This window comes from Streptomyces sp. BL1, assembly GCF_057628045.1.
This window is the reverse complement of record NZ_JBXYWZ010000002.1, coordinates 2,191,093-2,217,915: the sequence shown is the minus strand read 5'-3', so window position 1 is coordinate 2,217,915 and position 26,823 is coordinate 2,191,093. Positions and strand designations below refer to the sequence as shown.

23 protein-coding genes are annotated in these 26,823 nt (G+C 72.2%); 16 read left to right on the top strand and 7 right to left on the bottom strand.

Annotated elements, in window-relative coordinates; translation table 11 throughout:
• Positions 1-81 precede the first annotated feature (81 nt).
• Entirely contained in the window at positions 82-786 is a 705-nt protein-coding gene (locus tag AC3AGO_RS09910) for a GntR family transcriptional regulator (RefSeq protein WP_487819780.1), read from the bottom strand.
• 145 nt (positions 787-931) lie between these two features.
• Between AC3AGO_RS09910 and AC3AGO_RS09905 the strand changes: the two genes are divergently transcribed.
• The 6 genes from AC3AGO_RS09905 (at position 932) to AC3AGO_RS09880 (ending at position 8,104) form a co-directional block, all read left to right on the top strand.
• Positions 932-1,951: a sugar phosphate isomerase/epimerase family protein gene (locus tag AC3AGO_RS09905; protein ID WP_487819779.1), complete on the top strand. Its 1,020-nt coding sequence runs from the start codon at positions 932-934 to the stop codon at positions 1,949-1,951.
• Positions 1,951-3,708 (top strand): dihydroxyacetone kinase family protein, encoded by a 1,758-nt coding sequence (locus AC3AGO_RS09900; RefSeq protein ID WP_487819778.1) that lies wholly within the window; start codon positions 1,951-1,953, stop codon positions 3,706-3,708. Before AC3AGO_RS09905 ends, AC3AGO_RS09900 begins: the two co-directional genes overlap by 1 nt.
• Positions 3,705-4,235, top strand: a complete 531-nt coding sequence (locus tag AC3AGO_RS09895; protein WP_487819777.1) for a ribose-5-phosphate isomerase — start codon at positions 3,705-3,707, stop codon at positions 4,233-4,235. The genes AC3AGO_RS09900 and AC3AGO_RS09895 overlap by 4 nt, the downstream gene beginning before the upstream one ends.
• Positions 4,235-5,005, top strand: coding sequence for a triose-phosphate isomerase (locus tag AC3AGO_RS09890; RefSeq protein WP_487819776.1), 771 nt, complete (start codon positions 4,235-4,237; stop codon positions 5,003-5,005). The genes AC3AGO_RS09895 and AC3AGO_RS09890 overlap by 1 nt, the downstream gene beginning before the upstream one ends.
• A gap of 122 nt (positions 5,006-5,127) precedes the next feature.
• A complete protein-coding gene (locus tag AC3AGO_RS09885; protein WP_487819775.1) occupies positions 5,128-7,377 on the top strand; it encodes an MFS transporter in 2,250 nt (749 codons plus the stop codon).
• A gap of 91 nt (positions 7,378-7,468) precedes the next feature.
• The gene (locus tag AC3AGO_RS09880) at positions 7,469-8,104 is read left to right on the top strand and encodes a LysE family translocator (RefSeq protein WP_487819774.1); all 636 of its coding nucleotides are present in this window, start codon (positions 7,469-7,471) and stop codon (positions 8,102-8,104) included.
• 27 nt (positions 8,105-8,131) lie between these two features.
• Here the strand turns inward: AC3AGO_RS09880 and treZ are convergent, their stop codons facing one another.
• Complete coding sequence (gene treZ / locus AC3AGO_RS09875) at positions 8,132-9,877, bottom strand: malto-oligosyltrehalose trehalohydrolase (protein WP_487819773.1); 1,746 nt, start codon at positions 9,875-9,877, stop codon at positions 8,132-8,134.
• Between the two features lie 147 nt (positions 9,878-10,024).
• On the opposite strand from treZ, the gene AC3AGO_RS09870 reads away from it, so the two are divergent.
• Positions 10,025-10,621: an FHA domain-containing protein gene (locus tag AC3AGO_RS09870; protein ID WP_487819772.1), complete on the top strand. Its 597-nt coding sequence runs from the start codon at positions 10,025-10,027 to the stop codon at positions 10,619-10,621.
• A gap of 9 nt (positions 10,622-10,630) precedes the next feature.
• Here AC3AGO_RS09870 and treY read toward each other — a convergent pair whose 3' ends face one another.
• The 3 genes from treY to glgX form a co-directional block, all read right to left on the bottom strand.
• On the bottom strand, positions 10,631-13,090 hold the full coding sequence (treY, locus tag AC3AGO_RS09865; RefSeq protein WP_487819771.1) for a malto-oligosyltrehalose synthase: 2,460 nt from the start codon (positions 13,088-13,090) through the stop codon (positions 10,631-10,633).
• The gene (locus AC3AGO_RS09860) at positions 13,087-14,910 is read right to left on the bottom strand and encodes a nuclease/transposase family protein (RefSeq protein ID WP_487819770.1); all 1,824 of its coding nucleotides are present in this window, start codon (positions 14,908-14,910) and stop codon (positions 13,087-13,089) included. The genes treY and AC3AGO_RS09860 overlap by 4 nt, the downstream gene beginning before the upstream one ends.
• A gap of 286 nt (positions 14,911-15,196) precedes the next feature.
• Positions 15,197-17,326, bottom strand: coding sequence for a glycogen debranching protein GlgX (gene glgX / locus AC3AGO_RS09855; protein WP_487824598.1), 2,130 nt, complete (start codon positions 17,324-17,326; stop codon positions 15,197-15,199).
• A 280-nt stretch (positions 17,327-17,606) separates the two neighbouring features.
• On the opposite strand from glgX, the gene AC3AGO_RS09850 reads away from it, so the two are divergent.
• The 3 genes from AC3AGO_RS09850 to AC3AGO_RS09840 all read left to right on the top strand — a co-directional run bounded on the left by AC3AGO_RS09850 (position 17,607) and on the right by AC3AGO_RS09840 (position 20,937).
• Complete coding sequence (locus AC3AGO_RS09850) at positions 17,607-18,866, top strand: DUF5919 domain-containing protein (RefSeq protein ID WP_487819769.1); 1,260 nt, start codon at positions 17,607-17,609, stop codon at positions 18,864-18,866.
• A 113-nt stretch (positions 18,867-18,979) separates the two neighbouring features.
• Positions 18,980-20,191, top strand: coding sequence for a macrolide family glycosyltransferase (locus tag AC3AGO_RS09845; RefSeq protein WP_487819768.1), 1,212 nt, complete (start codon positions 18,980-18,982; stop codon positions 20,189-20,191).
• Between the two features lie 197 nt (positions 20,192-20,388).
• Positions 20,389-20,937 (top strand): DUF1697 domain-containing protein, encoded by a 549-nt coding sequence (locus AC3AGO_RS09840; RefSeq protein ID WP_487819767.1) that lies wholly within the window; start codon positions 20,389-20,391, stop codon positions 20,935-20,937.
• Between the two features lie 163 nt (positions 20,938-21,100).
• Here the strand turns inward: AC3AGO_RS09840 and AC3AGO_RS09835 are convergent, their stop codons facing one another.
• Positions 21,101-21,265: a hypothetical protein gene (locus AC3AGO_RS09835; RefSeq protein WP_487824925.1), complete on the bottom strand. Its 165-nt coding sequence runs from the start codon at positions 21,263-21,265 to the stop codon at positions 21,101-21,103.
• Here AC3AGO_RS09835 and AC3AGO_RS09830 point away from each other — a divergent pair.
• The 6 genes from AC3AGO_RS09830 (at position 21,242) to AC3AGO_RS09805 (ending at position 25,918) form a co-directional block, all read left to right on the top strand.
• Positions 21,242-21,295 carry a hypothetical protein gene (locus tag AC3AGO_RS09830; RefSeq protein WP_487824597.1) on the top strand — a complete coding sequence of 18 codons (54 nt, stop codon included), beginning with the start codon at positions 21,242-21,244 and terminating at the stop codon, positions 21,293-21,295. The two genes, AC3AGO_RS09835 and AC3AGO_RS09830, sit on opposite strands and share 24 nt — an antisense overlap.
• Before the next feature lie 269 nt (positions 21,296-21,564).
• Positions 21,565-22,620: an ABC transporter substrate-binding protein gene (locus tag AC3AGO_RS09825; protein WP_487819766.1), complete on the top strand. Its 1,056-nt coding sequence runs from the start codon at positions 21,565-21,567 to the stop codon at positions 22,618-22,620.
• The gene (locus AC3AGO_RS09820) at positions 22,617-23,471 is read left to right on the top strand and encodes an ABC transporter ATP-binding protein (protein ID WP_487819765.1); all 855 of its coding nucleotides are present in this window, start codon (positions 22,617-22,619) and stop codon (positions 23,469-23,471) included. Before AC3AGO_RS09825 ends, AC3AGO_RS09820 begins: the two co-directional genes overlap by 4 nt.
• Positions 23,468-24,355, top strand: a complete 888-nt coding sequence (locus AC3AGO_RS09815) for an ABC transporter permease (protein WP_487819764.1) — start codon at positions 23,468-23,470, stop codon at positions 24,353-24,355. Before AC3AGO_RS09820 ends, AC3AGO_RS09815 begins: the two co-directional genes overlap by 4 nt.
• A 76-nt stretch (positions 24,356-24,431) precedes the next feature.
• Complete coding sequence (locus AC3AGO_RS09810) at positions 24,432-25,346, top strand: TauD/TfdA dioxygenase family protein (RefSeq protein WP_487819763.1); 915 nt, start codon at positions 24,432-24,434, stop codon at positions 25,344-25,346.
• Positions 25,347-25,393: 47 nt separating this feature from the next.
• Positions 25,394-25,918: a winged helix-turn-helix domain-containing protein gene (locus AC3AGO_RS09805; protein ID WP_487819762.1), complete on the top strand. Its 525-nt coding sequence runs from the start codon at positions 25,394-25,396 to the stop codon at positions 25,916-25,918.
• Positions 25,919-26,031: 113 nt separating this feature from the next.
• On the opposite strand, the gene AC3AGO_RS09800 is transcribed toward AC3AGO_RS09805, so the two are convergent.
• Positions 26,032-26,802, bottom strand: coding sequence for a sirohydrochlorin chelatase (locus tag AC3AGO_RS09800; protein ID WP_487819761.1), 771 nt, complete (start codon positions 26,800-26,802; stop codon positions 26,032-26,034).
• Between the last annotated feature and the right edge of the window lie 21 nt (positions 26,803-26,823).

Here is a 26,823-nt window from a genome sequence, read left to right as displayed (position 1 = left end):
CCGGCCATACGCGGGCCGGCGGCCGCGCAACCCGCTCAGGTGGCACCCGAGCAGGCGCACCCGGCTTCCCCGCGGGGGCGCTTACGCGTCCTCGACGGAGCGCTGGGCCACCCCGGTGAGGTGGGCGCGCATGGCGCGGGCGGGCGCCGCCGGGTCGCCGGACTCGAACGCGGCCAGCACCGCGGCGTGTTCGGCGACGGCCTGGTCGATGTCGAAGGTGCCGTGGTCCACGGTCTGCCGCATGCGGTGCACATGGGCGCTGAGGGTCTCGGCCATCTGCACCAGGAAGTGGTTCTCCGCGGCGCGGATGATCGTGAGGTGGAACTCCCAGTCGGCCTGGAAGTATTCGCGCAGGTCCGAGTGGTCGGTCGGGGGGCCTTCGCCGCCCCGCAGCTTGCGTACGCGATGGGCGGCCAGGACGTGCTGCGCGTGGGCGGCGCGCAGTTCGGGCAGCAGCTCGTCGGTGTGGGGCACGGCCCGCTCGATGGCCGTGGCCTCCAGCATGCTGCGCGCGTCGTGCAGTTCGGCCAGCTGGCGCGAGGACAGCGGGGGCGCCACCCGGTACCCCTTCAGCGCGACCCGGCTGACCAGCCCTGTGTGCTCCATCTGCACGAGGGCCTCGCGCACCGGCGTCTGGGAGACGCCCAGTTCGCGGGAGAGCGAGTCGATGCCGAGTGCCGCGCCGGGCGGCATGGAACCGTCCAGCAGCTTCTCCAGGAGCGCTTCGTACACACCGTCGCGAAGTGCCTGGCGGGGCACCACGGACGTCTTCTTCCGCGTGGTCATAGCTGTCCAGATTAGCTCAGGGGCCGTGCGTGCAGGCCCTGTTGCCGATGGGATAGATCCTATACGATCCACGATGCCGAGCCCAGTACGGCAGCTCGGCTGCCAGTCCTGCGCAATGGACCAGACATACGTAACGGAGACGACGATGTCCCACACCGCGATGTCCCACCCCGTGATGTCCCCGCCGCCCGGCGCGCGCGACTGGCCCATCGGCGCCGCCCTGCTGCAGTTCCCCGGGAGCACACCGGACGGCACGGCTGTCAACGAAGCGCCCTCCGCCCACTGGGCGGGAGTGTTCCGCGAGGTCGCCGACGCCGGTTTCGACCATGTGGACCTGACCGACAGCTGGCTGCGCCCCGGCGACCTGCCGGCCGAGCGGCTGGCCGAACTGGGCCGCACGCTCAAGGAGTCCGGGCTCGGCGTGACGGCGGTCTCCGCGGTCCGGCGCAGCGTCATCGACCCCGACCCGGACGCCGCGCGGGAGCACCTCGGCTATCTGCTGCGCACCGTCGACGCCGCCGCCGCGCTCGGCATCCCCGTGGTGTCCGTCGGGCTGCACCGCGCGCTGACCCCGGCGCAGCGGGCGGCCCTGTGGTTCTGGACGGAGCCCGGCGCCACCGACCCCGCAGGGGACTCCCGTACGTGGGGGCTGGCCGTCGAACGGCTGCGGACGCTCGGCGTGCGCGCGGCGGACCAGGGCATCGCCCTGTCCCTGGAGATGTACGAGGACACCTACCTGGGCACCGGCGAGAGCGCCGTCCGGCTGGTGGAGGACATCGGCATGCCGGACACCGTCGGCCTCAACCCGGACATCGGCAACCTCGTCCGGCTGCACCGGCCCGTGGAGGACTGGGAGGAGCTGATGCGCGCCACCCTCCCGCACGCCAACTACTGGCACATCAAGAACTACCACCGCGACTTCGACCCGCACACCGGCGCCTACTTCGCCGTGCCCGCGCCCTGCGAGTCCGGTTTCATCAACTACCGCCGCGCCATGGAGATCGCGCTGGAGTCGGGCTTCACCGGACCGCTGTGCGTCGAGCACTACGGCGGCGACGGACTGAGCGTCTCCGCGTCCAACCGCGACTATCTGCGCCGCATCCTGGCCGCCAAACTCGCGGCGCGGCAGGACGGCGAGCTCGCCGCACGGCAGGAGAGTGCGTGATGGGCCCGCTGCACAACGACCCGCAGAAGTTCGCGGACGAGGCCGTCGCCGGATTCGCCGCGGCACACGCCGGCCAGGTGACCGCCGTGCACGGCGGTGTCGTACGGGCCACCGTCAGCCCTCCGGGACAGCCGGCCCTCGTCATCGGCGGCGGCAGCGGCCACTATCCGGCCTTCGCCGGATGGGTGGGCCCCGGCCTGGCGCACGGCGCTGCCTGCGGCAACATCTTCGCCTCCCCGTCCGCCTCGCAGATCTGCTCGGTGGCGCGCGCCGCCGACACGGGCGGCGGCGTGCTCTTCGCCTTCGGCAACTACGCGGGCGACGTACTGCACTTCGGTCAGGCGGCGGAACAGCTGCGCGCCGAAGGGACTGACGTGCGCGTGCTGCCCGTCACCGACGACATCGCGTCCGCCCGCGAGTTGGAGGAGCGCCGCGGTATCGCGGGCGATCTGCCCGTCATCAAGGTGATGGGCGCCGTGGCGGAGGGCGGCGGGGATCTGGACGCGGTGGAGGCGGCCGGACGGCGGGCCAACGCCGCGACCCGTTCGCTCGGTGTCGCCTTCGGCGGCTGCACCCTGCCCGGCGCCGCCAAGCCGCTGTTCACCGTGGCGGACGGCAGGATGGCGCTCGGTCTCGGCATCCACGGCGAACCGGGCATCTCCGAACGGGAGACGGCCGACGCCGACACGGTGGCCGATCTGCTCGTGGACGGACTGCTCGCCGACCGTCCCGCGGACCCCGGCGACGACAGGGTGGCCGTTCTGCTGAACGGCCTGGGCGCCACCAAGTACGAGGAGCTGTACGTCGTGTACGGCCGCGTCGCCGCCAGACTGCGCGCCGCCGGTCTCGAACCCTTCCACCCTGTCGTCGGCGAACAGGTCACCAGCCTCGACATGGCGGGCCTCTCGCTCACGCTGACCTTCCTCGACGACGAACTCGCCGCGCACTGGGCGGCACCCGCCCTCAGCCCGGCCTTCCAGCGCGGCGCCGTACGGCTGCCCGCACAGCGCACCGACGACCTGACGGCCCCGCGCAGTACGGCAGTCGAGCCCGGCAGCCCCGCATCGCGGGAGGCCGCCCGGCAGCTCGCGCGCGGACTGCGCGCCGTCGCGGTGACGGTCGCCGAGCACGAACAGCGGCTGGGCGACATCGACGCGGTGGCCGGCGACGGCGACCACGGGATCGGCATGCGGCGCGGTGCGGCGGCCGCGGCCGAGGCGGCGGAGTCGGCACTGAACGCCGGAGCCGGCGCCAAGTCCCTGCTGGTACGGGCCGGTGAGGCATGGTCCGAGCGGGCCGGCGGCACCTCGGGAGCCCTGTGGGGCGCGGCCCTCACGGCGGCCGGAAGGGTGCTCGGCGACGAGGAACCCGTGGGCGCGGACGAGTCGGTGCGCGCCGTACGGGCGGGAGTTGAGGCCGTACTGCGGCTGGGCGGGGCACGGCCGGGCGACAAGACGGTCGTCGACGCGGCCGTGCCCTTCGTCGAGCACCTGGAAGCGGGACTCGCCGCCGCACGGGGCGACGGACGAAACGGCGGGCGTACGGACGGGCCGGCCGGCGGGCGTACGGACTGGGCGGGCGCGGCCGAAGTGGCCTCCCGCGCGGCGGAGGACACGGCGCGGCTCACCGCGCGCCTCGGCCGGGCCCGCACCCACGGGGAGCGCAGCGTCGGCACCCCGGACGCCGGCGCCGTCTCCTTCGCCCTGATCGCCTCGGCGCTCACCGCACGGCAGCACGGAGAGGAGGCGCCCGTATGACGCCGCGTACGGCCGCGCTGCGCCTCGTCGTCGGCAGCGACAGCGCCGGATACGACTACAAGGAAGCGCTCAAGCAGGACCTGATGAACAGCGAACTGGTCGCGGACGTACGGGACATGGGAGTGACCTCGGAAGAGGACACCGCCTATCCGCACGTGGCCGTCGCCGCCGCGCGGCAGATCGCCGACGGCAGCGCCGACCGCGCCCTGCTCGTGTGCGGCACCGGTCTGGGGGTCGCCATCTCCGCCAACAAGGTGCCGGGTGTCCGGGCCGTCACCGCGCACGACTCGTTCTCCGTGGAGCGGGCCGTCCTGTCGAACGACGCGCAGGTGCTGTGCCTCGGTCAGCGTGTCATCGGCCTGGAGCTGGCACGCAGGCTGGCCCGCGAGTGGCTGACGTACAGCTTCGACCCGCGGTCCTCCTCGGCCCCCAAGGTGGACGCGATCCGCGCGTACGACGGCGCTGTCCGCGTGTACGACGGCACCGGGTCACAGGGCGGCGCGGGCAGTGCGGCGGGCGGGTGCTGATGCGCTGGATCGGCACCAGCTTCAAGATGACCAAGACCCGCGCCGAGGCCGTCGCGTACGCCACCGTCCTGCGCGAGGCCCTCGCGACGGACCCGCCGTCCGGCGCGCGCCCGTTCGTCGTCCCGCCGGCCACCTCCCTGAGTGCCGTCGTGGCCGCGCTGGGCGACGACAGCCCCGTCCTCGTCGGCGCGCAGAACGCGCACTGGGAGGACGCCGGGGCGTGGACCGGTGAGATATCCGTTCCCCAAGTGGCCGACGCGGGCGCCGGTCTGGTGGAGATCGGGCACTCGGAGCGGCGCGCCCACTTCGGGGACACCGACGCCACCGTCCGGCTGAAGGTCGCGGCGACCCTGCGGCACGGACTGCGGCCCCTGCTGTGCGTGGGGGAGAGCGACGACATACGGACGGCGGGCCGCTCCGTCGCGTACGTACGGGCGCAGACCGAGGCGGCCCTGGACGGACTGCCGGACGACGCGTTGCAGCATGTGCTCATCGCCTACGAACCGGTGTGGGCGATCGGCGAGGGCGGCAGGGAACCGCGCCCGGAGGACATCGCGCCGGTCTTCGCCGGCCTGCGCGCACGCTGGGGCGACGAGGGCCCTGCGCTCCTGTACGGCGGGTCGGTGCACCGGGGGAACGCCGCCGGACTGCTCGAAGTCCCGCACGTGAACGGGCTGTTCGTGGGCCGCGGCGCGTGGCAGGCGGAGGACTTCCTGCGGCTCATCGCGCTGACCTGCGGAGCCGGTCGGAGCGTGCGGGCGCCGGGGTGAGAGCCCCGGTGAACGTTCGGTGACGGGCGGGGCCGGCGGGAATACCCGGGAGCGTGCGGCAGGTTCGTTTGTACGCTGCATCCATCAGTTCCCGACCGTTCCTGCCCCCGGAGGCCCCGCGCATGCCCGAGGCGAACACCGCCGCCCCGACCGCCACGCCGACATCCCCCGCCCGCCCGTCAGCGCAGGCCACCGCCGGAGCGCCGGGCAGGGGCGGCACCGCCGGCGACTACGGCGCGGACGGAACGGCCGCCGCGGAGACCGGTGCGCCCGGGCCGCGGGCCGGCCGCGCAGTCGTCCCCGTCCTCGCCTTCGGCGGCATCTCCGTCGCCGTCATGCAGACGCTGCTGGTGCCGGTCGTCGCCAAACTGCCCCAACTGCTGTCCACGCCGACGTCCAACGCCGCCTGGGTCATCACCGCCACCCTGCTGTCCGGCGCCGTCGCCACCCCCATCATGGGGCGGCTGGGCGACCTGTTCGGCAAACGGCGCTTCATCCTCGTCAGCCTCGGCATGATGGTGCTCGGCTCACTCGTGTGCGGCTTCACGTCGTCGCTGATACCGATGGTCGCCGGGCGCGCCCTGCAGGGCTTCGCCATGGGCGCCATCCCGCTCGGCATCGGCATCATGCGGGACGAACTGCCGCCCGAACGGCTCGGCTCCGCCATGGCGTTCATGAGCTCCTCGCTCGGCGTGGGCGGCGCGCTCGGCATGCCGCTCGCCGCCTACGTGGCGCAGTCCACCGACTGGCACGCGCTGTTCTTCGGCGCGGCGGGGCTCGGCGCGGTCGCCATGCTGCTGGTGCGGTTCCTCGTACCGGAGTCCCGGTTCCGTACGAAGGGACGCTTCGACGTCCTGGGCGCCATCGGCCTGTCCGCCGGTCTGGTCGCCCTGCTGCTGCCCGTCTCCAAGGGCGGCGACTGGGGCTGGGGCAGCGGCAAGACGCTGGGCCTGCTGGGCGCCGCCGTCGTCATCTTCCTGCTGTGGGGCGTCTTCGAACTGCGCACCAGGGACCCGCTGGTCGACCTGCGCACCACCGCACGCCGCCAGGTGCTGCTGACCAACCTCGCCTCCATCGCCGTCGGGCTGGCCTTCTACGCGCTCACCCTCGTGCTGCCGCAGCTGCTGCAGCTGCCCACGGCGACCGGGTACGGGCTCGGCCAGTCGATGGTCGTGGCCGGCCTGTGCGTCGCGCCCATGGGCGTCGCCATGATGGCCGTGTCCTCCCTGTCGGCGAAACTGTCCGCGGCGCGCGGCCCCAAGACGTCGCTGATGACGGGACTCGTGCTGCTCGCCGTCGCGTACCTGCTCGGCATGCTGCTGATGGACACCGTGTGGCAGGTCGTCATCACCGCCGTGCTGGTCGGCATCGGCATCGGCATCGCGTACTCCTCCATGCCCGCGCTGATCATCGGCGCTGTCGACCCGTCCGAGTCCGGCGCCGCCAACGGGCTGAACACGCTGATGCGTTCCATCGGCACCTCCACCTCCAGCGCGGTCATCGGCGTGGTGCTGGCCAACATGACCACGCCGCTCGGCGGCCGGCAGGTGCCGAACCTGGACGGCTTCCGCACCGCCTTCCTGATCGCGGCCGGCGCCGCGCTGGTCGGACTGCTCATCGCCTTCTTCCTGCCCGGGCGGACACAGCGGCCCGCGGCCGGCCGCGACGCGGAACGTACCGGGGCACCATCGAACGAGCAGGACATTCAGGGCAGTCCGGGCGCCCGCGGGGAGACCCGCCGCACGACCACGGCGTCCGGCGCGGCGGCGGCACTCGCGGCGACGATGATGCCCACGGAGGACGACGGGACGCTGCTGCGCGGATACGTGCTCGGCGCGGACGGGGAACCGCAGCCCGGCGCCACCGTGACACTCGTCGACCACGGCGGACGCCAACTGGGCCGCGCGCAGGCCGGGCAGGACGGCGCGTACGCGGTACGGCTGCCCGCGGACGACCAGACCACGGCCGGATACGTCCTCGTCGGCTCGGCGCCGGGCCACCACCCCAAGGCCGTCCCCTTCGCCGCCCCCGCCCCGCGCCCCGCGGGCCCGCGCGCGAGTGCCTCGGGGGCGCGGGCGGCCGGACGGTACGACGTCGTACTGCGTCCCTCGGGAGCGGTCCGCGGCGCCGTACGGGCGCGCGGCGGGCGGCCGTTGGCCGACGCCCGGGTCTCCCTGATCGACGCCGGGGGCAACGTGGTGGCGACCCGCATCACCGGCGAGGACGGCAGCTACGCGTTCACGGGTGTCGAGGAGGGCGACTACACCCTCGTCGCCGGCGGCTACGGACCCGCGTCCGCCCCGCTCGCCGTACGCGGCGCGGACGGGGTGGGCCCCGAGCTCCATCTGACACACGAGCAGCAAGGAAGCTGACGCCCGGGCCCGGGTTCCGCGCCCGGGCCCGGTTTCCCGCGCGCGGGAAACCCGTTGGCGTCCGGTGAGCCGGGTCGCCCAGGATGACGGCATGCTCGGAACACTGCTGCCCTTCCTGGGCGCCTGCCTGCTCATCGCCCTGTCCCCGGGGCCCAGCACGATGCTGATCGTCCGTCAGTCCCTGGAGAGCCGCCGCTCCGGCATGCTGACGGTGCTCGGCAACGAGACCGGCGTCTTCCTGTGGGGCGTCATCGCCGCGCTCGGGCTGACCGCACTGCTCGCGGCCTCCGAGGTCGCGTACGACGTGATGCGGTACGTGGGTGCCGCGGTGCTGGTCGTGTTCGGCGTGCAGGCGATCCGGTCCGCGCGGCGCGGGGCCGGCACCGTGGCCGTCGCCGGCGAGGAACCGGCCGCACGGGGGCGGAGCGGCACCGGACTGCGGGCCTACTGGGCCGGACTGCTGATGAACATGGCGAACCCCAAGGCGGCCGTGTTCGCCATGTCGTTCCTCCCGCAGTTCGTGCCGGAGGGCGCGCCGCAGCTGCCGGTGATGCTCGGACTGGCCGCCCTGTGGGCGGTGTTCGAGACGTGCTACTACGCCACGTACGTGTGGGGTGTGGCCCGGCTGCGGGGCATCCTCTCCCGCGCGGGCGTACGACGGCGGCTCGAACAGGTCTCGGGCGGCGTGCTGTTGATCCTCGGAGTACGGCTCGCGCTGGAGGGCTGACGCCGCCAGGACGCACCGCGCACTGGTTCACCGCAGAACGGCCGCCGAGGCGGGCGGGAGCCGCAGCAGGCCTTCCGTACAGTGCGTGTTCTCCGCGTCCCACGCGGCCAGCACCTCCGGCTCACCTGCGGGCAGGGGAATCGACGCACCGTCCGGCCCCAGGCTGACGGCCACGTACAGCGGCCCGTTGCGCAGCAGCAGCCATCCGGCCCCCGCGTCGTACCGGACATCCGCGTCGCCCAGTGGCGTGTGCGCCAGTACGGGGTGCCCGTGCCGCAGGGCGATCAGATCGCGGTGCCAGGCCAGCAGGCGTGCGTGCGGTGCGCGGGACGGTTCGGCCCAGTCGAGACAGGAGCGGTCCCGGGTGGCCGGGTCCTGCGGATCGGGCACGTCGTCCTCCGCCCAGCCGTGCGCCGCGAACTCCCGCCGTCTGCCCTGCCGTACGGCCTGTGCGAGGTCCGGGTCCGTGTGGTCCGTGAAGAACTGCCAGGGGGTGCCCGCGCCCCACTCCTCACCCATGAACAGCATGGGCGTCCCCGGCGCGAGCAGCACGAGCGCCGCCGCGCAGGCCGCGAGGCCGGGCGGCAGCAGCGAGCACAGCCGGTCGCCCTGTGCGCGGTTTCCGATCTGGTCGTGGGTCTGCGCGTACGCCAGGAAGCGGTGGGCCGGAACGGCCGCGACCGCCGTGCCGACGGGCCGCCCGTGGCCGCGGCCGCGGAACGACGAGTATGTGCCGTCGTGGAAGAACGCGCCGGTCAGCGTCTTGCGCAGCGCGTACAGGGGGTCCTGCGCGAAGTCCGCGTAGTAGCCCTGCGCTTCACCGGTCAGCGCGGTGTGCAACGCGTGGTGGAAGTCGTCGTTCCACTGCGCGTGCAGGCCGTGCCCGTGCACGGCGCGCGGGGCCGTGGTCCGGGGGTCGTTCAGATCGGACTCGGCGATGAGGAAGAGGGGGCGCCCCGTGTGCGCCGCCATGGTGTCCACCTCGCGGGAGAGTTCGGCGAGGAAGTGGTCGGCGCGGGTGTCGGCCAGCGCGTGCACGGCGTCCAGCCGCAGCCCGTCCAGCTGATAGTCGTGCAGAAAGGCGAGCGCGCTGCCGATGAAATGCGCGCGCACGTCGTCGGAGCCCGGGCCGTCCAGATTGACGGCGGCACCCCACGGCGTGTGGTGCCGGTCCGTGAAGTACGGGCCGAACGCGGGCAGATGGTTGCCGGACGGGCCCAGGTGGTTGTGCACCACGTCCAGGACGACGCCCAGCCCGTGACCGTGTGCCGCGTCCACGAACCGCCGCAGCCCGTCCGGACCGCCGTACGGTTCGTGCACCGCCCACAGGGCGACACCTTCGTACCCCCAGCCGTGCCGGCCGGGGAACGGGCACACCGGCATCAGTTCGACATGTGTCACACCCAGCCCGGCCACATGCCCGAGCCGTTCGGCCGCGGCGTCGAAAGTGCCCTCACGGGTGAACGTGCCGACGTGCAGCTCGTACAGCACCGCACCGGGCAGCGCCCGCCCGCGCCACGCGTGCCGCCAGCCGTACGCCGCCGGTCCCGTGACCGCGCTCTCGCCGTCCGGCCCGTCGGGCTGCCGCCGCGACCGGGGATCGGGCAGCACGGGCCCGCCGTCGAGCGAGAAGCCGTACCGGTCGCCCGGCGCGGCCTCCGCCGAAGCCACCCACCAGCCCTGCCGTTCCGGGCCGGGCTCCATCGGGACGTCCTCGCCGCGCAACCGCAGCACGACCTGTCCCGCCCCGGGAGCCCACACCTCGAACAGCATGCCCCCATGCTGCGTCCGAACAGCACCCCACCGCTACGCCGCGCGCCGTCGAAGCCCCAGGTCGGCGGGCACCGTCGATGTCATCATTCGGCTACTGACCTCTGACCTGCCTGGACACGGGATCGTGGGCTGCGGAGAATCGGGGGTATGACGTCACTCGAGTTCAGCGGGTATCCGCCGCGGCTGTCGGACGCGGACCGGGACCGCGCGCTCGAGGTGCTGCGTGAAGGGGCCGCGCAGGGGCGGCTGTCGCAGGACACGTTCATGCGGCGGATGGATGTCGTGCTGCACGCGCAGTGGCAGGGTGAGCTGCAAGCGGTGCTGTACGACCTGCCGTTGAGGAAGCCGGCCGCCGGGTGGTTCACCCAGGCGATCGGCAAGGTGTCGGCGTTCTCCGGGTCGCTGCGCAGGGCGTGGCAGGCCGAGCGGCTGCCCGAACTGCTGCTGCCGCGGCCCGGCCCGTACCCGTTCACCATCGGGCGCGCGCCCGGATCCATGCTGCGGCTCAGCCACTTCACCGTCTCCCGTGTGCACGCGCAGCTGAGCAGTACGCGTACGGGGTGGTCGCTGCGGGACCTGGGGTCCAGCAACGGCACATGGGTGAACGGCAGCAGGGTGACGGGTTCGGTCGCCGTGCGGCCGGGCGACCAAGTGCGGTTCGGACAGGTGGGGTTCAGGCTGGCCGTGCCGCCGGTGCCTCAGGCGCCGCCCCCTCCGTCCGTCCCTCCGGCGTCCACGTCCTGACGGTGTCGCCTACGTCCTGACGAGCAGCGCCACCGGCCGGTCCGCGAAGAGGCCGGCCACCGGACAGCGCTGCTCGACGGCGCGTCCCGACAGCAGGTCGCGCCAGTCGCCCGCGGGGAGCGGCAGTTCCGTGTCGCGCCAGCCGCCCGACGCGTGCAGCCGCAGACCGAGCCGGGTCACCGCGGTGATGACGCGGCCCGACCGGGCGAAGGCCAGACAGTGCCCGGCCGCCCCGCCCCTCGCCTCCAGCGGTTCGTACGCGGCGGCGCCGAGGAACCACTCCGGGTGCGCGCGGCGGAGCCGCAGCACGGTCGACGTCAACGCCTGCTTTTCGTCCGACAGTTCTGCCTGCCGCGCGGGCGCGGCCGCCTCCTCCGCCGCGCCGGGGAAGCGCACAGGACGGCGGTTGTCCGGGTCGGTCAGTGTGCGTGAAAGGTACTCGGTGCCCTGATAGAGGTCGGGGACGCCCGGCACGGTGAGGTGCAGGAGTGCCGTGCCGAGCACGTTGGCGCGTACGTACGGGGCGAGGGAGGCCAGCAGTTCGTCCAGTGCCGCCTGTACGGGGCCTGTCGTGCCGGTGTGTGCGAACTGCTCGACCGCTTCCTCGTACTCCCTGTTCTGCTCGGTCCACGTGGTGCGAAGTGCCGCCTCCCGTACGGACTTCAGCAGCCATCCGGCCAGCCGGCTGCGGGTGGGGGGTCCGTCCGTTTCGCCGTCGACGCCTCCCAGTCCGACTGCCGTCTGCCACGCCGTCCAGGCGGTGTGCCGGTCCGGGGCCCGCTCGCCGGCCTCACGGACCTGCGGGTCGGCGAGGAACGCCGCCCAGCGGCCGGGGCATTCGGTGAGCAGGGCGATGGCGGCGCGCACGTCCGCACTGCGTTTCGTGTCGTGCGTGGTGAGCGCGGTCGCCGCCGTCGGCCAGTCCCGCTGCTGCCGCGCGCAGTACGCGTGGAAGCCGGCGGGCGGTACGGCGGGCGCGCCGGGGGAGCCGCCGACCTCGCAGGCGGACAGCAGCGGCGTGTACCGGTAGAACGCCGTGTCCTCCAGCGACTTGGCCCGCAGCGCGGAGGCCACCTGTGCGAACCGGGCCGCGAACCCCTCCTCGTCCGGACCCGCCCCGCGGACGCCCAGCGCCAGGTCCCGGACGAGTCCCACGGCACGCGACTCGTCGGGGCCCGCGCACGCCTGCCGCGCACCTTCCGCCGCGGCGTCCAGCAGTGCGCGGTCCGTCTCCCGCGGTGCGGTGCCCGCGGTCGCGTACGGACGGTAGACGGGCAGCCGCACCAGAACCTCGTGCAGCGCGGTGCGCAGTGCGGCGGCGGAGTGGTCGGACAGTTCGCCGGGCGCCGCCTCGCAGACGCGCACGGCAGTACGGACGAGCCGTTCGGTCTCGGAGACGAGCTCCCGCCGTACGAAGCGGTGTGCGGCGGCGTGTGCCGTGGGCTCCCACGCACCGCCGCGTTCCGGGGGCGCGCCGGTGAAGTCCCGGTACACGTCGGCCAGTTCGGCGAGCCCCTGCGGGTCGGTGAACAGGCCGTCGATGTGGTGCAGCGTGTCGTAGCCCGTGGTGCCGGCGACGGGCCAGTCGGCCGGCAGGTTCTCACCGCGGGCGAGGATCTTCTCGACGACTGTCCAGCGCCCCTCCGTCCCCGCGCTCAACTGCCGCAGATAGGCGCCCGGCTGGGCCAGTCCGTCGGGATGGTCCACCCGCAGTCCGTCCGCGACGCCCTCGCGCAGCAGCCGCAGCACTGTCGCATGGGTGGCGGCGAAGACCTCCGGGCCCTCGACCCGTACGCCGATCAGCTCGGAAATGGTGAAGAACCGCCGGTAGTTGAGGTCCGTACGGGCCAGCCGCCACCAGGCGAGCCGGTAGTGCTGTGCGGCGAGCAGTGCGGGCAGCGGGAGCCTCTCCGTGCCCTCCCGCAGAGGCAGCACACGTGTGCCGTAGTGCAGGGAGCCCTCCCGGACGGTCAGCCGGTGCAGTTCGTCGCCCAGGGGCCCGCCCAGGAAGGGCAGCAGCACCCGCCCCTCCTGTGCCCCGCCCGGGGCGTGCCGTGCGCCGTCCGGGGAGGAGGCCCCGCCGGCGTCCCAGTCGATGTCGAACCAGCGGGCGTACGGCGAGTCCCGCCCCTCCCGCAGCACGTGCCAGAGGGGGGCGTTGAGCCGGGTGTCCTCGGGTACGGCCATGTGGTTCGGCACCACGTCGAGGATCAGCCCGAGCCCATGCTCACGGGCGGTCCGCGACAGGGAGCGCAGGCCGGGCTCGCCGCCCAGCTCCTCCCGTACGGACGTGTGGTCGGTGACGTCGTACCCGTGCGCCGAGCCGGGCACGGACGTCAGCACGGGGGACAGATGCAGATGGGAGACGCCGAGCCGGGCGAGGTACGGCACGGCGCGTTCGGCGGCCCCGAAGGGGAACTCCGGCTGGAGCTGGAGTCGGTACGTCGCGGTCGGCACGTGCGGCGTCATAGGAAACCACGTACCGTTCCATTGCCGGTCGGCCGGACTCGGTCAACTCGGGCATTCCGTGCAGCGGGTTGCTGGCCTGGAGTGCTGGGCCCCCGAACGGTGTTGGGGCCTGGGGGCGGGTGCTTTCCGGGCCGGGCGACCGCCGTCTGACACGCCACCGCACCGGTCGGCGTGATGGCGCTGCGAGGGGTCCCGGCCGGAGCTGCCTGCTCCTTGCGGGGCCTGGATCGGTGGCTCGGCGGTCCGGGGACGGTTGGCCCGGCACGATCCTCCGGTCGTGCGGCCCCCACCCGCCGTGCACGTGGTGTCGCACGACCGGTGGGGGTTTGGCGGGCTCCGTTGCTCCTGCGCCGGGCCGGGAATCCCAGGCCCCGTCTGCCGACCACCACGGCGGCGGCATGATGCCCCGTCACCGCGGTTGAGCCGGAAGTCTGCTTGGTGTCTTTCAGGGGCTTCAGCCAGTGCTGCGCGCCCCAGCGACTCGTGTACGCCGGGTCGACGGCGATGACGGACAGGCCGGCGTGGTGGGCCATGCTGGCCAAGCGGTCGCGGAACCGCATCGTGGGAATACCGGCGACCGTGCGCCTGAAGGACTTGCCGCGCTTCCCACGCCCGAGCTTCTCCCGTCCGGTGGCGCGAGCGTCGGCGAAGTTGAGGTTCTCGATCACGATTCCCGCGCACCCGTGTCCGCGGGCGAGGTCGATCAGATGCGTGACGGCCTCACGGATGCGGGCATCGCGGGTGGTGGCAGGCAGCCCGTACAGGTCCAGGGAGAGGGCGCGCGGTGTGCCGACGGGGTTGCCGTGCACATCGAGCAGCCAGGCGGCGAGATGGTCGGCATTCACGTCCACCGCGATAACGGGGTGCTGCCGAAGGACCTCCACGGTCGGGGCCGGGGTCTTCTGCCCCTTCTTCGCTGTGGACCAGGACGCGTCCAGATACCAGCGGCTCCGCTCGCAGTTGTAGGTGATGTCGTAGCGCACTGCACCACCCGCCACGATGCGGTCTGCCCACTCCTGACACCGATGCGTGAACACCGCCCTGGCATCCAGGACGTAGCGCCCGCGCGGGGCGTTGGCGAACTGCGCGCGGAGCGGTTCGGGCAAGACCAAGGCGATGCTGCCGTCGGCGGGGTCGATACTGAGCGTGTAATTCCCGAACGGTGCTCCGCCCTCACCGTCGGCGGTCAGGAACATCCGCCGCGCCACCCATTCCTGACGCCAGGCGCCTAGTTCGGCCAGCCATGCCTCTTCGCTCAGCGGCCTGGGGCCGCTGGCTTGGCCGTAGAGGTGGTGGCGGGTATGGAGCAGGCGGCGCCCGCCCTGGGTGATGCGCAACTGCCCGGACTTCCGCTCCCGCAGGGCGTTGCGCAGACGGGCTTGGAGGGTCTGCAGGCGCTGTTGCTTGGCCCGCCGCTCCGCCCGGTCCGCATACCCGCGTACCACTCGCTGCCCCTGACTCACCGTGTCTCCTGCCGGGGCGGCCAGGCGGGCCTCGATGGCCTTGGTCGCGCGGCGCAGCGAGCCGATCAGATCGTTCAGAGCCCTCCGGGCCAGCTGATACTGATCCTCCGAGGTGCGGGTGATGCTCCCGGCCCAGCGGGAGGAAGAGTGGGCGGTCAGGGCCTTCTTCCGCTCCGCTCTCCGGCTCTGCGCGGCCGGGACATCCCCCATCCGTACCCTTGCTGCCAGGTCGGCCCTGGCCAGCGCCCCCAGATGCTCACCGACCGCCCGCAATACCGTCTCGTCGGTCTCGGAGAGGCGCAGCCGGGTGCGGATCCGGCACCCGGCAGGCGGTGCGACCACGAACGGCGCCGCCAACTCCCGAAGAGGGCGTGCCCGACGCCCCTTCCCGCCCCGCGTCGCTCCGGCCACAACCCGTCACCCCCCCCCAACGGCGTTTCATCTCTCGATTACACCAACGAACAACCCCAGTCGACGTCACGCTCGGAAGCCGAAGAGATTTGCGAACCCCTGCGCCGTGCCAGGGCACTCCGCTATGGCCCACCGTGGCAACGAATCCAGGAACTGCTGCCCATGCGTTAGCGTGTTTTCGTGCGTCCTGTCCTTCTGTCGGGGAAACGCAGAGGTCGGCGTCGGCTGGCGGTCAGCCCGGGCGGCGGAGGACGACCAGGCTGCGGTCCGTCAGGGTGATCCGGTCGCCTGCCTGCACCTTCTGGCTGCTGTCGCCCGGCAGTTCGTCCTCGGCGGTGTCCACGACGAGCTGCCACTGCGGCCCGTGGTCGACCGGCACCACGAAGTCCAGCTGTTCGAAGTGCGGGTTGAACAGCAGCAGGAACGAGTCGTCGGTGATCCGTTCGCCGCGTGTCCCCGGCTCGGAGATGGCGCTGCCGTTGAGGAAGACGGTGAGCGCCTTGGCGTGGGCCGCCTGCCAGTCCCGCTGGGTCATCTCGTCGCCCTCGGGCGTGAACCACGAGATGTCGGACAGTTCGTCGTGGGTGCCCTCCACAGGGCGGCCGTGGAAGAACCGCCGCCGCCGGAAGACCGGATGGTCGCGCCGCAGCCACACCATGGCCCGTACGAACGCGCACAGCTGTTCCGCCTCAGGTGAACCGTCGGAGGCGCTGCTGTCCGGCCAGTGCACCCAGGACAGTTCGCCGTCCTGGCAGTAGGCGTTGTTGTTGCCGTGCTGCGTACGGCCGAACTCGTCGCCGTGGCTGAGCATCGGCACACCCTGCGACAGCATCAGCGTGGCGAGGAAGTTGCGCGTCTGCCGGCGGCGCAGCCGCAGGACGTCCCGGTCGTCGGTCTCGCCCTCCGCGCCGCAGTTCCACGACCGGTTGTGGCTCTCGCCGTCCCGGTTGCCCTCGCCGTTGGCCTCGTTGTGCTTGTCGTTGTACGACACGAGGTCCCGCAGGGTGAAGCCGTCGTGGCAGGTGACGAAGTTGACGGAGGCGAGGGGGCGGCGGCCGTCGTCCTGGTAGAGGTCGGAGGAGCCCGTCAGCCGGGACCCGAACTCGGCCAGGGTGCGCGGCTCGCCGCGCCACAGGTCCCGCACGGTGTCCCGGTAGCGCCCGTTCCACTCGGCCCACAGCGGCGGGAAGTTGCCCACCTGATAGCCGCCCTCGCCGACGTCCCACGGTTCGGCGATCAGTTTCACCTGGCTGACCACCGGATCCTGCTGCACCAGGTCGAAGAACGACGACAGCCTGTCCACTTCGTGGAACTGACGTGCCAGAGTGGCGGCCAGATCGAACCGGAAACCGTCCACGTGCATCTCGGTCACCCAGTAGCGCAGCGAGTCCATGATGAGCTGCAGGACGTGAGGGGACCGCATGAGCAGTGAATTACCGGTGCCCGTCGTGTCCGTGTAGTAGCGCGGATCGTCGGCCAGCCGGTAGTACGAGGCATTGTCGAGGCCGCGGAAGGAGAGCGTGGGACCGAGGTGATTGCCTTCCGCCGTGTGGTTGTAGACGACGTCGAGGATGACTTCGATGCCGGCCTCGTGCAGTGCGCGCACGGCCTGTTTGAACTCCAGCACCTGCTGCCCGCGGTCGCCCCACGACGCGTACGCGTTGTGCGGGGCGAAGAAGCCGATGGTGTTGTAACCCCAGTAGTTGGTCATCCCGGCGTCGGCCAGCCTGTGGTCCGTGACGAACTGGTGAACCGGCATCAGTTCGAGCGCGGTGACGCCCAGTTCGGTCAGATGGCCGATGACCGCCGGGTGCGCCAGCGCCGCGTACGTGCCGCGCAGTTCGTCGGGCAGTTCGGGGTGCAGCATCGTGAGGCCCTTGACGTGCGCCTCGTAGATGACGGTGTGGTGATAGTCGGTGCGCGGCGGGCGGTCGTCCCCCCAGTCGAAGTACGGGTTGACCACGACCGACGTCATGGTGTGCGGCGCGGAGTCCAGATCGTTGCGCTGGTCGGGCGCGCCGAAGTGGTAGCCGTAGACGGCCTCGTGCCAGGCGACGCTCCCGCTGACCGCGCGCGCGTACGGATCGAGGAGCAGTTTCGCGCTGTTGCACCGGTGCCCGCTGCCGGGCTCGTAGGGGCCGTGCACCCGGAATCCGTACCGCTGGCCGGGCATCACGCCCGGCAGATACGCGTGCCGCACGAAGGCGTCCGACTCGCGCAGCGCGACGGCGGTCTCGGAGCCGTCGTCGTGCAGCAGACAGAGCTCCACCCGGTCGGCCGCCTCGGAGTACACCGCGAAGTTGGTGCCCGCGCCGTCATAAGTGGCTCCGAGCGGATAAGCCTGTCCCGGCCAGACCTGCATGCGGTCGTCCCGTCCTGTCGAGGGCATGGGGCAGCCTGCCGGCCGTGGCGTCGGTCAGCTGCACCGGAGCATCCTTGCGCAGCCGGGGCCGCACAGACGAACGCTTCCGACATCTTCCCCCGGAAGGGGGCCACCCGGCACCTGTGCCGCGCCGCGCCGGGTGCCCCGTGGTCGTCTTCCTTACCCGCAGGGGGAGTTGAGCGGGGTTCCGGGTGCGGCGCCGGACCCGGATCGGTAGGCTTCCTTGATCGAACAGCAGGGTCCGGAAGGCGGTGCACAGGTGGGCTCGGGAGGCCTTGAGCTCCCCCCAGGTGACGGCGGTGACGGCGAGACCACCGAAGTGCCTGCCGGGGCGGTGTCCTTGGCACGCCCCATGGAGATCGGTGCGGACCTCGGCTGGGGCGCCGACGCGTGGGCGGAGGTGCGGACCCGGGCGCAGCGTGCGGGACGGGCCTACATCTGGCTGAATCTGGTCGAACAGCGGATGCGTGCCGTGGTGGCCGCCGTCCTGCGTCCGATATATGAGCCGGTGCACGGTGACGAATGGGTCATCGCTGCCGCCGGGCCCGCGGGGCAGGAGTGGGTGCGCAGGGCGGTCGCCGTGCGCGAGGTCAGCCGGCGCAAGGGCTATCTGCTGGATCCGGCCGACGACACCATCCTGTCGTTTCTGACGCTGCCTCAGCTGCGGGAGCTGATGGTGCAGCACTGGCCGTGCTTCGAGCCGTACTTCGCCGACCGCCGCGAGGTCGAACTGGCGCTGGACGAGCTGGAGGTGGCCCGCAGCGCCGTCGCGCGGAACCGGGCACTGTCCGAGACGGTGCTGGCGCAGGCCGAGCGGATGTGCGCGCGGCTGCTGGAGCTGCTCGGCGCGCCGGGCGACAGCACGCCGGCCGGGCAGCGGCTGCCCGTCGACGCCGTGGAGAACCTGGTGGGGGACAGGTTCGCGGACGTGGTCGGGGTGTACTCGGACCGGGTGCGGCTGCAGCGCACCCTGCCGGCGGAGGATCTGTTCGCCGGCGCGCGCCGGCTGGACGCGATCGGCATCGGGCTGAATCTGCTCGTGCAGAACTACTCGGGCAAGCGGCTGCTGCGGCTCGCCGAGTCGGGCTGCCGCATCCGGCTGCTGTTCCTCAACCCCGCGAGCAGTGCGGTCCGCAGGCGCGAGCGCGAACTGGGCCTGAAGAAGGGCGAGCTGAGCCGCTCCGTCGAGATGAACATCCTGCACATGCGGCGGGTGCGGGCCCGGCTGCGGGACACCGCCGCGTTCGAGATCCACGTCTTCGACGAGACCCCGCGGTTCACGGCGTACCTCGTCGACGGTGACAGTGCGGACGGGCTCGGTGTCGTGCAGTCCTATCTGCGCCGGGTACGGGGTATGGAGGCGCCGGTGTTCGTGCTGCGCGGGGGCGGGCGCGAGCTGGTGCAGCAGGGCGAGGGCCGGGGCTCCGGCGCGGACCGGGACGGGGCGGACTCCGCGCTGTTCGGCGTGTACCGCGAGGAGTTCGAGGCCGCCTGGACGGATTCCCGGCCGGTGTCCTGAGGCCCGTTCCCGTTCCGTGAGACCGGCGCCGGGCCGCGGTCACGGGCGCCGCCACAGCAGGGGTGCCGTATTCGCATTGCACGAGACGGCGCGTCTCGTCTAATGTCCCGTGCATGCCCGCCGAAACCACACGCAGCACGCATATCGCCATGTTCAGCATCGCCGCACACGGCCATGTCCACCCGAACATCGAGATCATCCGCGAGCTCGTCGCACGCGGGCACCGGGTCACGTACGCCATCCCGCCGCAGCTCGCCGACGTCGTCGCGGCCACCGGCGCGGAGCCCCGGATCTACCGCTCCATCCTGCCCGCGCCCGACGCCGACCCGGCGGACTGGGGCATCGAACTGCTCGACCAGGTCGAACCGTTCCTCGACGACGCCGTCCAGTCGCTGCCGCAGCTGGCGGAACTGTACGAGGGTGACGCGCCCGGTCTCGTACTCGCCGACACCACGTCGTACGCCTCCCGCGTCCTCGCCCACCGCTGGGGCGTACCGCACCTCCAGCTGACCCCGCACATGGTCGCGTGGAAGGGGTACGAGGAGGAGGTCGGCGGGCCCATGTCCGCCGGGATCAAGCAGTCCGAACGGGGCAGGGCCTACTACGCGCGCTTCCGCGAGTGGCTCGCCGGGGAGGGCATCACCATGGACCCCGACGACTTCATGGGGCACCCCCGCCGCGCCCTCGTGCTCGTCCCCAGAGCACTGCAGCCGCACGGCGACCGGGTCGACGAGAGCGTCTACACGTTCGTCGGCCCCTGCCAGGCGGAGCCGGAGGAACAGGGCACGTGGCAGCGTCCGGCCGGCGCGGAACGGGTGCTGCTCGTCTCGCTCGGCTCGGCGTTCACCAAGGAGCCCGGTTTCTACCGCGAGTGCGTCAAGGCGTTCGGCGACCTGCCCGGCTGGCATGTCGTCCTGCAGATCGGCCGCCATGTGCAGCCGTCCGAACTGGGCCCCGTACCGGACAACATCGAGGTGCACTCCTGGGTGCCGCAGCAGGCGATCCTGCGCGAGGCCGACGCGTTCGTCACCCACGCCGGCGCGGGCGGCAGCAAGGAGGGGCTGGCCACGGCGACCCCGATGATCGCCGTCCCGCAGGCCGCGGACCAGTTCGGCAACGCGGCGATGCTCGCGGAGCGGGGTGTCGCGCGGCATCTGCCCAAGGAGGAGGCGACGGCGGACGCGTTGCGGGAGGCGCTGTTCGCGCTGGTGGACGATCCGGGGGTGGCCGAGCGGTGTCGCGCTCTGCGCGACGAGATTGCGGGGGAGGGGGGTACGGGGCGGGCCGCGGACCTCATCGAGGCGGAGGTCCGCGGGGCGGGCTGAGCGGGAGGCTGCGGTTCCGTTGTGGCGTGCGCAGTTCCCCGCGCCCCTATCTCGCGCCGTTCCCCGCGCCCCTGTTCGGCGGCTGCGGTTCGCGTGTGGTTTGCGCAGTTCCCCGCGCCCCTATCTCGCGCCGTTCCCCGCGCCCCTGTTTCGCGCCGTTCCCCGCGTCCCCTGTCGGGGGCGTTACGCTCCATCGCATGACGGGCGGTCAGGAGACGACGTACATCGCGCTGTTGTGCGGGATCAACGTGGGCGGGCACAAGAAGGTGCCCATGGCCGGGCTGCGGCAGGTGATGACCGGGCTGGGCTGGGCCGGGGTGCGGACCCATCTGCAGAGCGGCAACGCGGTGTTCAGCACGGCCGACGCCGGCCCCGGGGCGCGCCTGGAGGAGGCGCTCGCGGAGCACTTCGGCTTCGAGGTGCGCTGCGTGCTGCGTACGGCGGACGAGCTGCGCGCCGAGGCCGCGGCCTGCCCCTACCCCGCGGACGAACTCGACCCGGCGAAACTGCTGGTGCTCTTCTGCGACGAGACGCCGGACCCCGGACACTTCGACTCCGTCGACCCCGAGCGGTACGCGCCGGACACCTTCCGGCACATCGGCCGCGCGGTGTACTGCCATTTCCCCGACGGCATGGGCCGCAGCAAGCTCCCCGCAGCGCTGAACGCCGTACGCCCCAAGCTGACCGTCACCGGGCGGAACTGGCGCACGGTCCAGAAGCTTCTCGAACTGACCGCCTCGAACTGACCGTCACCGGCTGAACACGCAATTCGCGTGGACTGCATCACACTTGTCCGGATCCCTTGAGACGCGCGTCCGTGTCCGAGAGGGTTTCGAGCCGTCCGGCCGCCGCGCCTCACCCCCACGGGGCGCGGCGGGCGGCCCCGCGCGGCCCGGAATGGGTCACTGTTCAACAACCGACCTGCCCGTCATCCGGGCCGTTGCCAACGGGCTGTTCACCATCCGAGAATTGCAACGAACGCATTGACGCCGCACGGCAATTGCTGGCATGCTCCTTCATGTGAATCAGTCTGCGAATCTTGTAGCGCGTCTGCACGTCGATCTGCGACGTCACGCCAGTGCCATTTGTGCCACTGGCGCCTGAAGCACGCTCAGCCGACTGACCCTGCTCACTCCCGCTTCCGTTCTCCGTTGAAGCCGGACTGAGCCTCCGCGATTCCCCGTACGGGCTCTGCCGTCCGCAATTCACGCCGCCGTGAACACGCCGTTCGGCCGTTCCCGGGAATTCGCCTGCCCGCTCTCTGAAATTCACGCCCTGATTTCGCGTCCCCGATTTTCCTCCGTTCGGGCCGATGCGCGAATTCGCCTGCCCGCACCGGCAGTTACGGCAATGCGACTCCCCGGAGATCATCCGTGCTCAGCACACGAAGTTCCCCCTCCCGCGGCAGCCTCTCCCGCAGGAATGTCCTCGCGCTGTTCGGCGCCGCCACGGCGGGCGCCGCGACCGCAGGCTGCGGAAGCGCGCTCGGCGGCGGCCCCAAGCGCACCCACACCGTCCGCTACCAGGGCTGGGCCGGCCAGGTCACGCCGCCCGAACTCGCCGAGGACCTCGGCTATCTGGACGGCGTCAAACTGCAGTGGATCGGCAACACCACCAGCGGGCCGCAGGACATCCAGTCCGCCGCGACCGGTGAGGTCGACTTCGGCGGCGCGTTCAACGGCGCGGTCGTCAAGATGGCCGCCGCCAAGGCCCCGGTCAAGGCGGTGATCAGCTACTACGGGGTCGACAAGTACGCGTACGACGGCTTCTACGTGCTGAAGGACAGCCCCGTCCGCACGGCACGCGACCTCATCGGCAAGAAGGCCGCCTTCAACACCCTCGGCGGTCACGACGAGGCGATGCTGGACACCTACCTCCGGCAGGCCGGACTGAGCCGCGCCGAGGCCGACAGGGTGGAGCGCGTCGCTCTGCCGCCGGTCAACACCGAACAGGCGCTGCGCAAGGGCCAGATCGAGATGGCCGCGCTCGGCGACCTCCTCCGCGACAAGGCCCTCGAACACGGCGGCATCCGCTCCCTGTTCAGCGACTACCGGCTGTACGGCCGGTTCAGCGCCGGCACGTACGTGATGGCCGACCGGTTCCTGGAGACGAACCCGGACACCGCGCGGGCCTTCGTGACCGGGACGGCCCGGGCGATCGAGTGGTCCAAGAGGACGCCGCGGGACGAGGTCGTCGACCGGATGGTCCGGATCGTGAAGCGCCGCGGCCGCAACGAGGACCTGGAGCCGCTGCGCTACTGGCAGTCGTACGGGGTCGAGGGCTTCGGCGGCCGGATCGCGCCCAAGGAGCTGAGCATGTGGTCCGAATGGCTGGAGGAGCGCGGCGACCTCCCGGGAGGCCACGTCGACGTCGAGGACATCTACACCAACGCATACAACCGCCACCGCACTGGGAGCACCGCCCGATGAGCAGCAGCCGGCAGGAAGGCACGCCGAAGCTCCGCCTGGAGCAGGTCGGCAAGACGTTCGAGGTCCGCGGCAAACGCCGCGCACCGGCACGTACCGTCACAGCCCTGGAGAACATCGAACTCGACATCGCACCGGGGGAGTTCACCGTCCTCGTCGGCCCCAGCGGGTGCGGCAAGTCCACCCTCCTCGACCTGCTGGGCGGCCTGGACCGGCCCACCAGCGGACGCATCCTCCTCGACGGCGCACCCGTCGAGGGCCCGGGTCTGGACCGCGGCATCGTCTTCCAGCAGTACGCGCTGCTGCCGTGGCGCACCGCGCAGGGCAACGTCGAGTTCGGTCTGGAGGCGAACGGGGTGCCGCGCCGCGAACGGGCGGAGCGTGCCCGTGAGGTGCTCGACCTCGTCGGCCTCGACGGGTTCCAGGACCGGCATCCGCACGAATTGTCCGGCGGCATGCGGCAGCGGGTCGCCATCGCCCGCAGTCTTGCGTACGACCCCGATGTGCTGCTCATGGACGAGCCGTTCGGCGCGCTCGACGCGCAGACCCGCGAGTTGCTGCAGGACGAACTGCTGCGTATCTGGGAACGCACCGGCAAGACCGTCGTGTTCATCACCCACGGCATCGACGAGGCCGTCCATCTGGGGCAGCGCGTCGCCGTGCTCACCTCGCGCCCCGGCCGCATCAAGGAAGTCGTGCCGGTCGAGCTCGCGGGCCGTACGGAGACCGAGGATCTGCGCTCCAGCCCGGAGTTCGCCGAGTACCGGCACCGGATCTGGGAGCTGCTGCACGACGAGATCACCCTCGCGCAGCGTCAGGAGAGCGGCAGGGAGAAGGAGCTGGTCGCCGTATGAGCACCACTGTGACGACACCGCGGCAGACCGGCCGGGACGACGGGACCCCTCGTACGCCCGCACCGCAGACCGGCCCGCCCGGCGACGGCGCACGAGGCGGTGCACAGGGCGGCCTGCTGGCCGCGGCCGGTGCCGTGCTGCTGCGGGTGCTCACCCGCAGCGCCGCCGTCCTGGCGCTGCTCGCCGTGTGGGAGGCCGCGCCGCGGCTGAACCTCACCGACCGCACGTTCCTGCCGCCGTTCTCCGAAGTGGCCGTCGCCTGGTGGGAGTTGCTGACCGAGGGCGGGCTGCTGGCGGACGTGCAGGCGAGCCTCGGCCGCTCCCTGGCCGGATTCGCGCTGGCGGTGGTGATCGCCGTACCGCTGGGGCTGCTCATCGGCTGGTACAAGCCGCTCGCCGACTTCCTCAGCCCGCTCCTGGAGGTGTTCCGCAACACCGCGGCACTGGCGCTGCTGCCGGTGTTCGTGCTGCTGCTGGGCATCGGCGAGACGTCCAAAGTGTCGATCGTGCTGTACGCGTGCACCTGGCCCGTACTGCTGAACACCATCAGTGCCGTCCGCACCGTCGACCCGACCCTGCTGCGGCTCGCCGCGTCCCTGGACCTGTCACCGCTGCGGCTGTTCCAGAAGGTGATCCTGCCGGCGTCCGTACCGGTCGTCTTCACCGGCATCCGGCTGGCGGGCGGTACGGCCATCCTCGTCCTCATCGCGGCCGAGATGGTCGGCGCCAAGGCGGGGCTCGGCTTCCTCGTCAACAACTCGCAGTTCAACTTCGCCATCCCGCAGATGTACGCGGGGATCATCACGATCTCCGCCGTCGGCGTGGGCTTCAACCAGCTCCTGGTCTGGCTCGAACGCCGTGTCTCCCGCCGGCGCGCGACGTGACCCCGACGGCCCCGAGCGGCACCGCGCCGGGAAGCACGCCGCAGCCCCGCAACCCGCACACAGAGAGGCAGAGTTCATGACCGACAACCCCACCAGCTTCGACATCCGCCGCATCGGCGGCCGGATCGGCGCCGAGGTCCTGGGCGTCGACCTGTCAGCCGAACCCGAACCGTCCCTCGTGCGGCACCTCAACGGCGCGCTGCTCGAACACAAGGCACTGCTCTTCCGCGACCAGCACCTGGACGACGCGGCGCAGATCCGCTTCGCCTCACTGTTCGGCGAGCTCACCAAGGCCCATCCGACGGTGCCCTCGGTGGAGGGGCAGCCCAACATCCTCCCCGTGGACGGCGATTCCGGCGTACGGGCGAACCACTGGCACACGGACGTCACGTTCGTCCGCACCCCGCCCAAGGCGAGCACGCTGCGCAGCATCGTCGTCCCGCCGTACGGGGGCAACACGCTCATCGCCAACTCCGCAGCCGCCTACAACGACCTGCCCGAGCCGCTGCGGGAGCTCGCCGACCGGCTGTGGGCCGTGCACACCAACGACTACGACTACGCCGCACCCAAGAACGAGAAGGCCGCCGAACACCGCAAGGTGTTCACCTCCACGAAGTGGAAGACCGCGCACCCGGTGGTCCGCGTGCACCCGGAGAGCGGTGAACGCGGCCTGTTCATCGGCGGGTTCGCCCAGAGCATCGTGGGCCTCGGCCCGTCCGACTCGCGCGATCTGCTGCGCATCCTCCAGGCGTACGTGACCCGTCCGGAGAACCTCGTCCGGATCTCCTGGGCGCCGGGCGACCTGGTCCTGTTCGACAACCGCATCACCCAGCACTACGCACCCGACGACTACGGCACGCTGCCGCGCAAGCTGCACCGCGTCACGGTCGCCGGGGACGTGCCCGCGGGCATCGACGGTTCGCAGAGCTACTCCGTCGAGGGCGACCACGCGGAGCACTACACGCCGGCCGTCCAGACGGCCGCGGCCTGAGACGCCCAGTTCCCCGCGCCCCTCCGACTGTTCAGGAGACCCCCACCATGTCCTCCACCGCCCTCGCGCCCGAACCCCCGCTCGTGGGCTACCTGGTGCTCGTACCCGAGGGCACCGACCCCGCGGACTTCCTGGCCCCCACCGGGGCCATGGCAGAGGTCCGCCCGGTGCCCACGGCCCACGCCCCGCACACTCCGCCGCCCCCGCCCGATCCGCCGTCCGGCAGCCCGTCGCCCGACGCCCGCACCGCGGCACCGCCGGGCGCCGGCCCGGCTACTGGCACCGGTGTGCACATCGACACCGAACGCCATGTCGCCGAGGTCGACGGACGCCAGCTCGACCTGACCTACCTGGAGTTCGAACTGCTGGCCCACTTCGTCGCCCACCCGCAGCGGGTGCACTCGCGCGACCACCTCGTCGCCACCCTGTGGGGCTACAGCCACATCGGCGACGGGCGCACCGTCGACGTGCACATCGCCCGGCTGCGCCGGAAGCTCGGCCCGGCCTACCGCAAGCGCATCGTCACCGTCCGCCGCGTCGGCTACAAGTACGTGCCGAACGCGGCAGCATGACGACAGGACCGGCGTGAACAGCGCACCGTGAACACCGGCCCGCTGTGAACACACGAGCGCGGCCCGGGGACGGAATCCGTCCCCGGGCCGCGCTCGTGTGTCCGGTGTGCGGTTCAGGCCGCGCTGAGGGCCAACGACGGTGCGGCGGCGGCCTCTTCGTACCGCAGCACCAGCAGCCGGGCCAGCCCGCCCGCGGCGCCCAGCACCGGCGCCAGCACGTCGGCCTCCGCCTCCCGGGCGCCCGCCCCGATCCGGTCGGGGAGGAAGCCGGGGGCTATCACGTAGGGGGCGACCGCGACCCGTTCGACGCCGTCCGCGCGCAGGGCGCGGACGGCATCGGCCGTGCGGGGCAGGGATGCGGAGGCGAACGCAGGCCGCACGGCACACCATCCGCTGGTGTGCCGCCACTCCCGCGCGATTTCTGCGATCACTGCGATCGCCTCCGGGTCGGAGGAGCCCGCCGAGGCCAGCACGACCCCGGTGGACGGTTTGTCCGCCGCCCGTATCCCGGCCTCGCTCAGCCGCTCGTCCAGCACGGACGTCAGCAGCGGGTGCGGGCCGAGGACGGGCGCACGGCGCACGGTCATTCCCGGCAGCCGGGACGTGACCTCGCGCAGCACGGACGGGATGTCGGACTTCGCGTGGAACGCGCGCGTCAGCAGCAGCGGGAGCGCGACCACGTCGCGTACGCCCTCCGCGTGCAGCCGCTCCAGGAGCCGCGGCACGCTCGGCGCGTTGAAGTCCAGATAGCCGGCTTCGACCCGCAGCCCGGGCCGCAGCGCGCGCACGCGCGCGCAGAGCGCGGCGACGGTGCCGGCGTGCCGCGGGTCGCGGCTGCCGTGCGCGATGACCACGAGGACGGGGCCGGCCGGGGCGACAGTCATGGGAAGGGTTCCGTTTCTCCT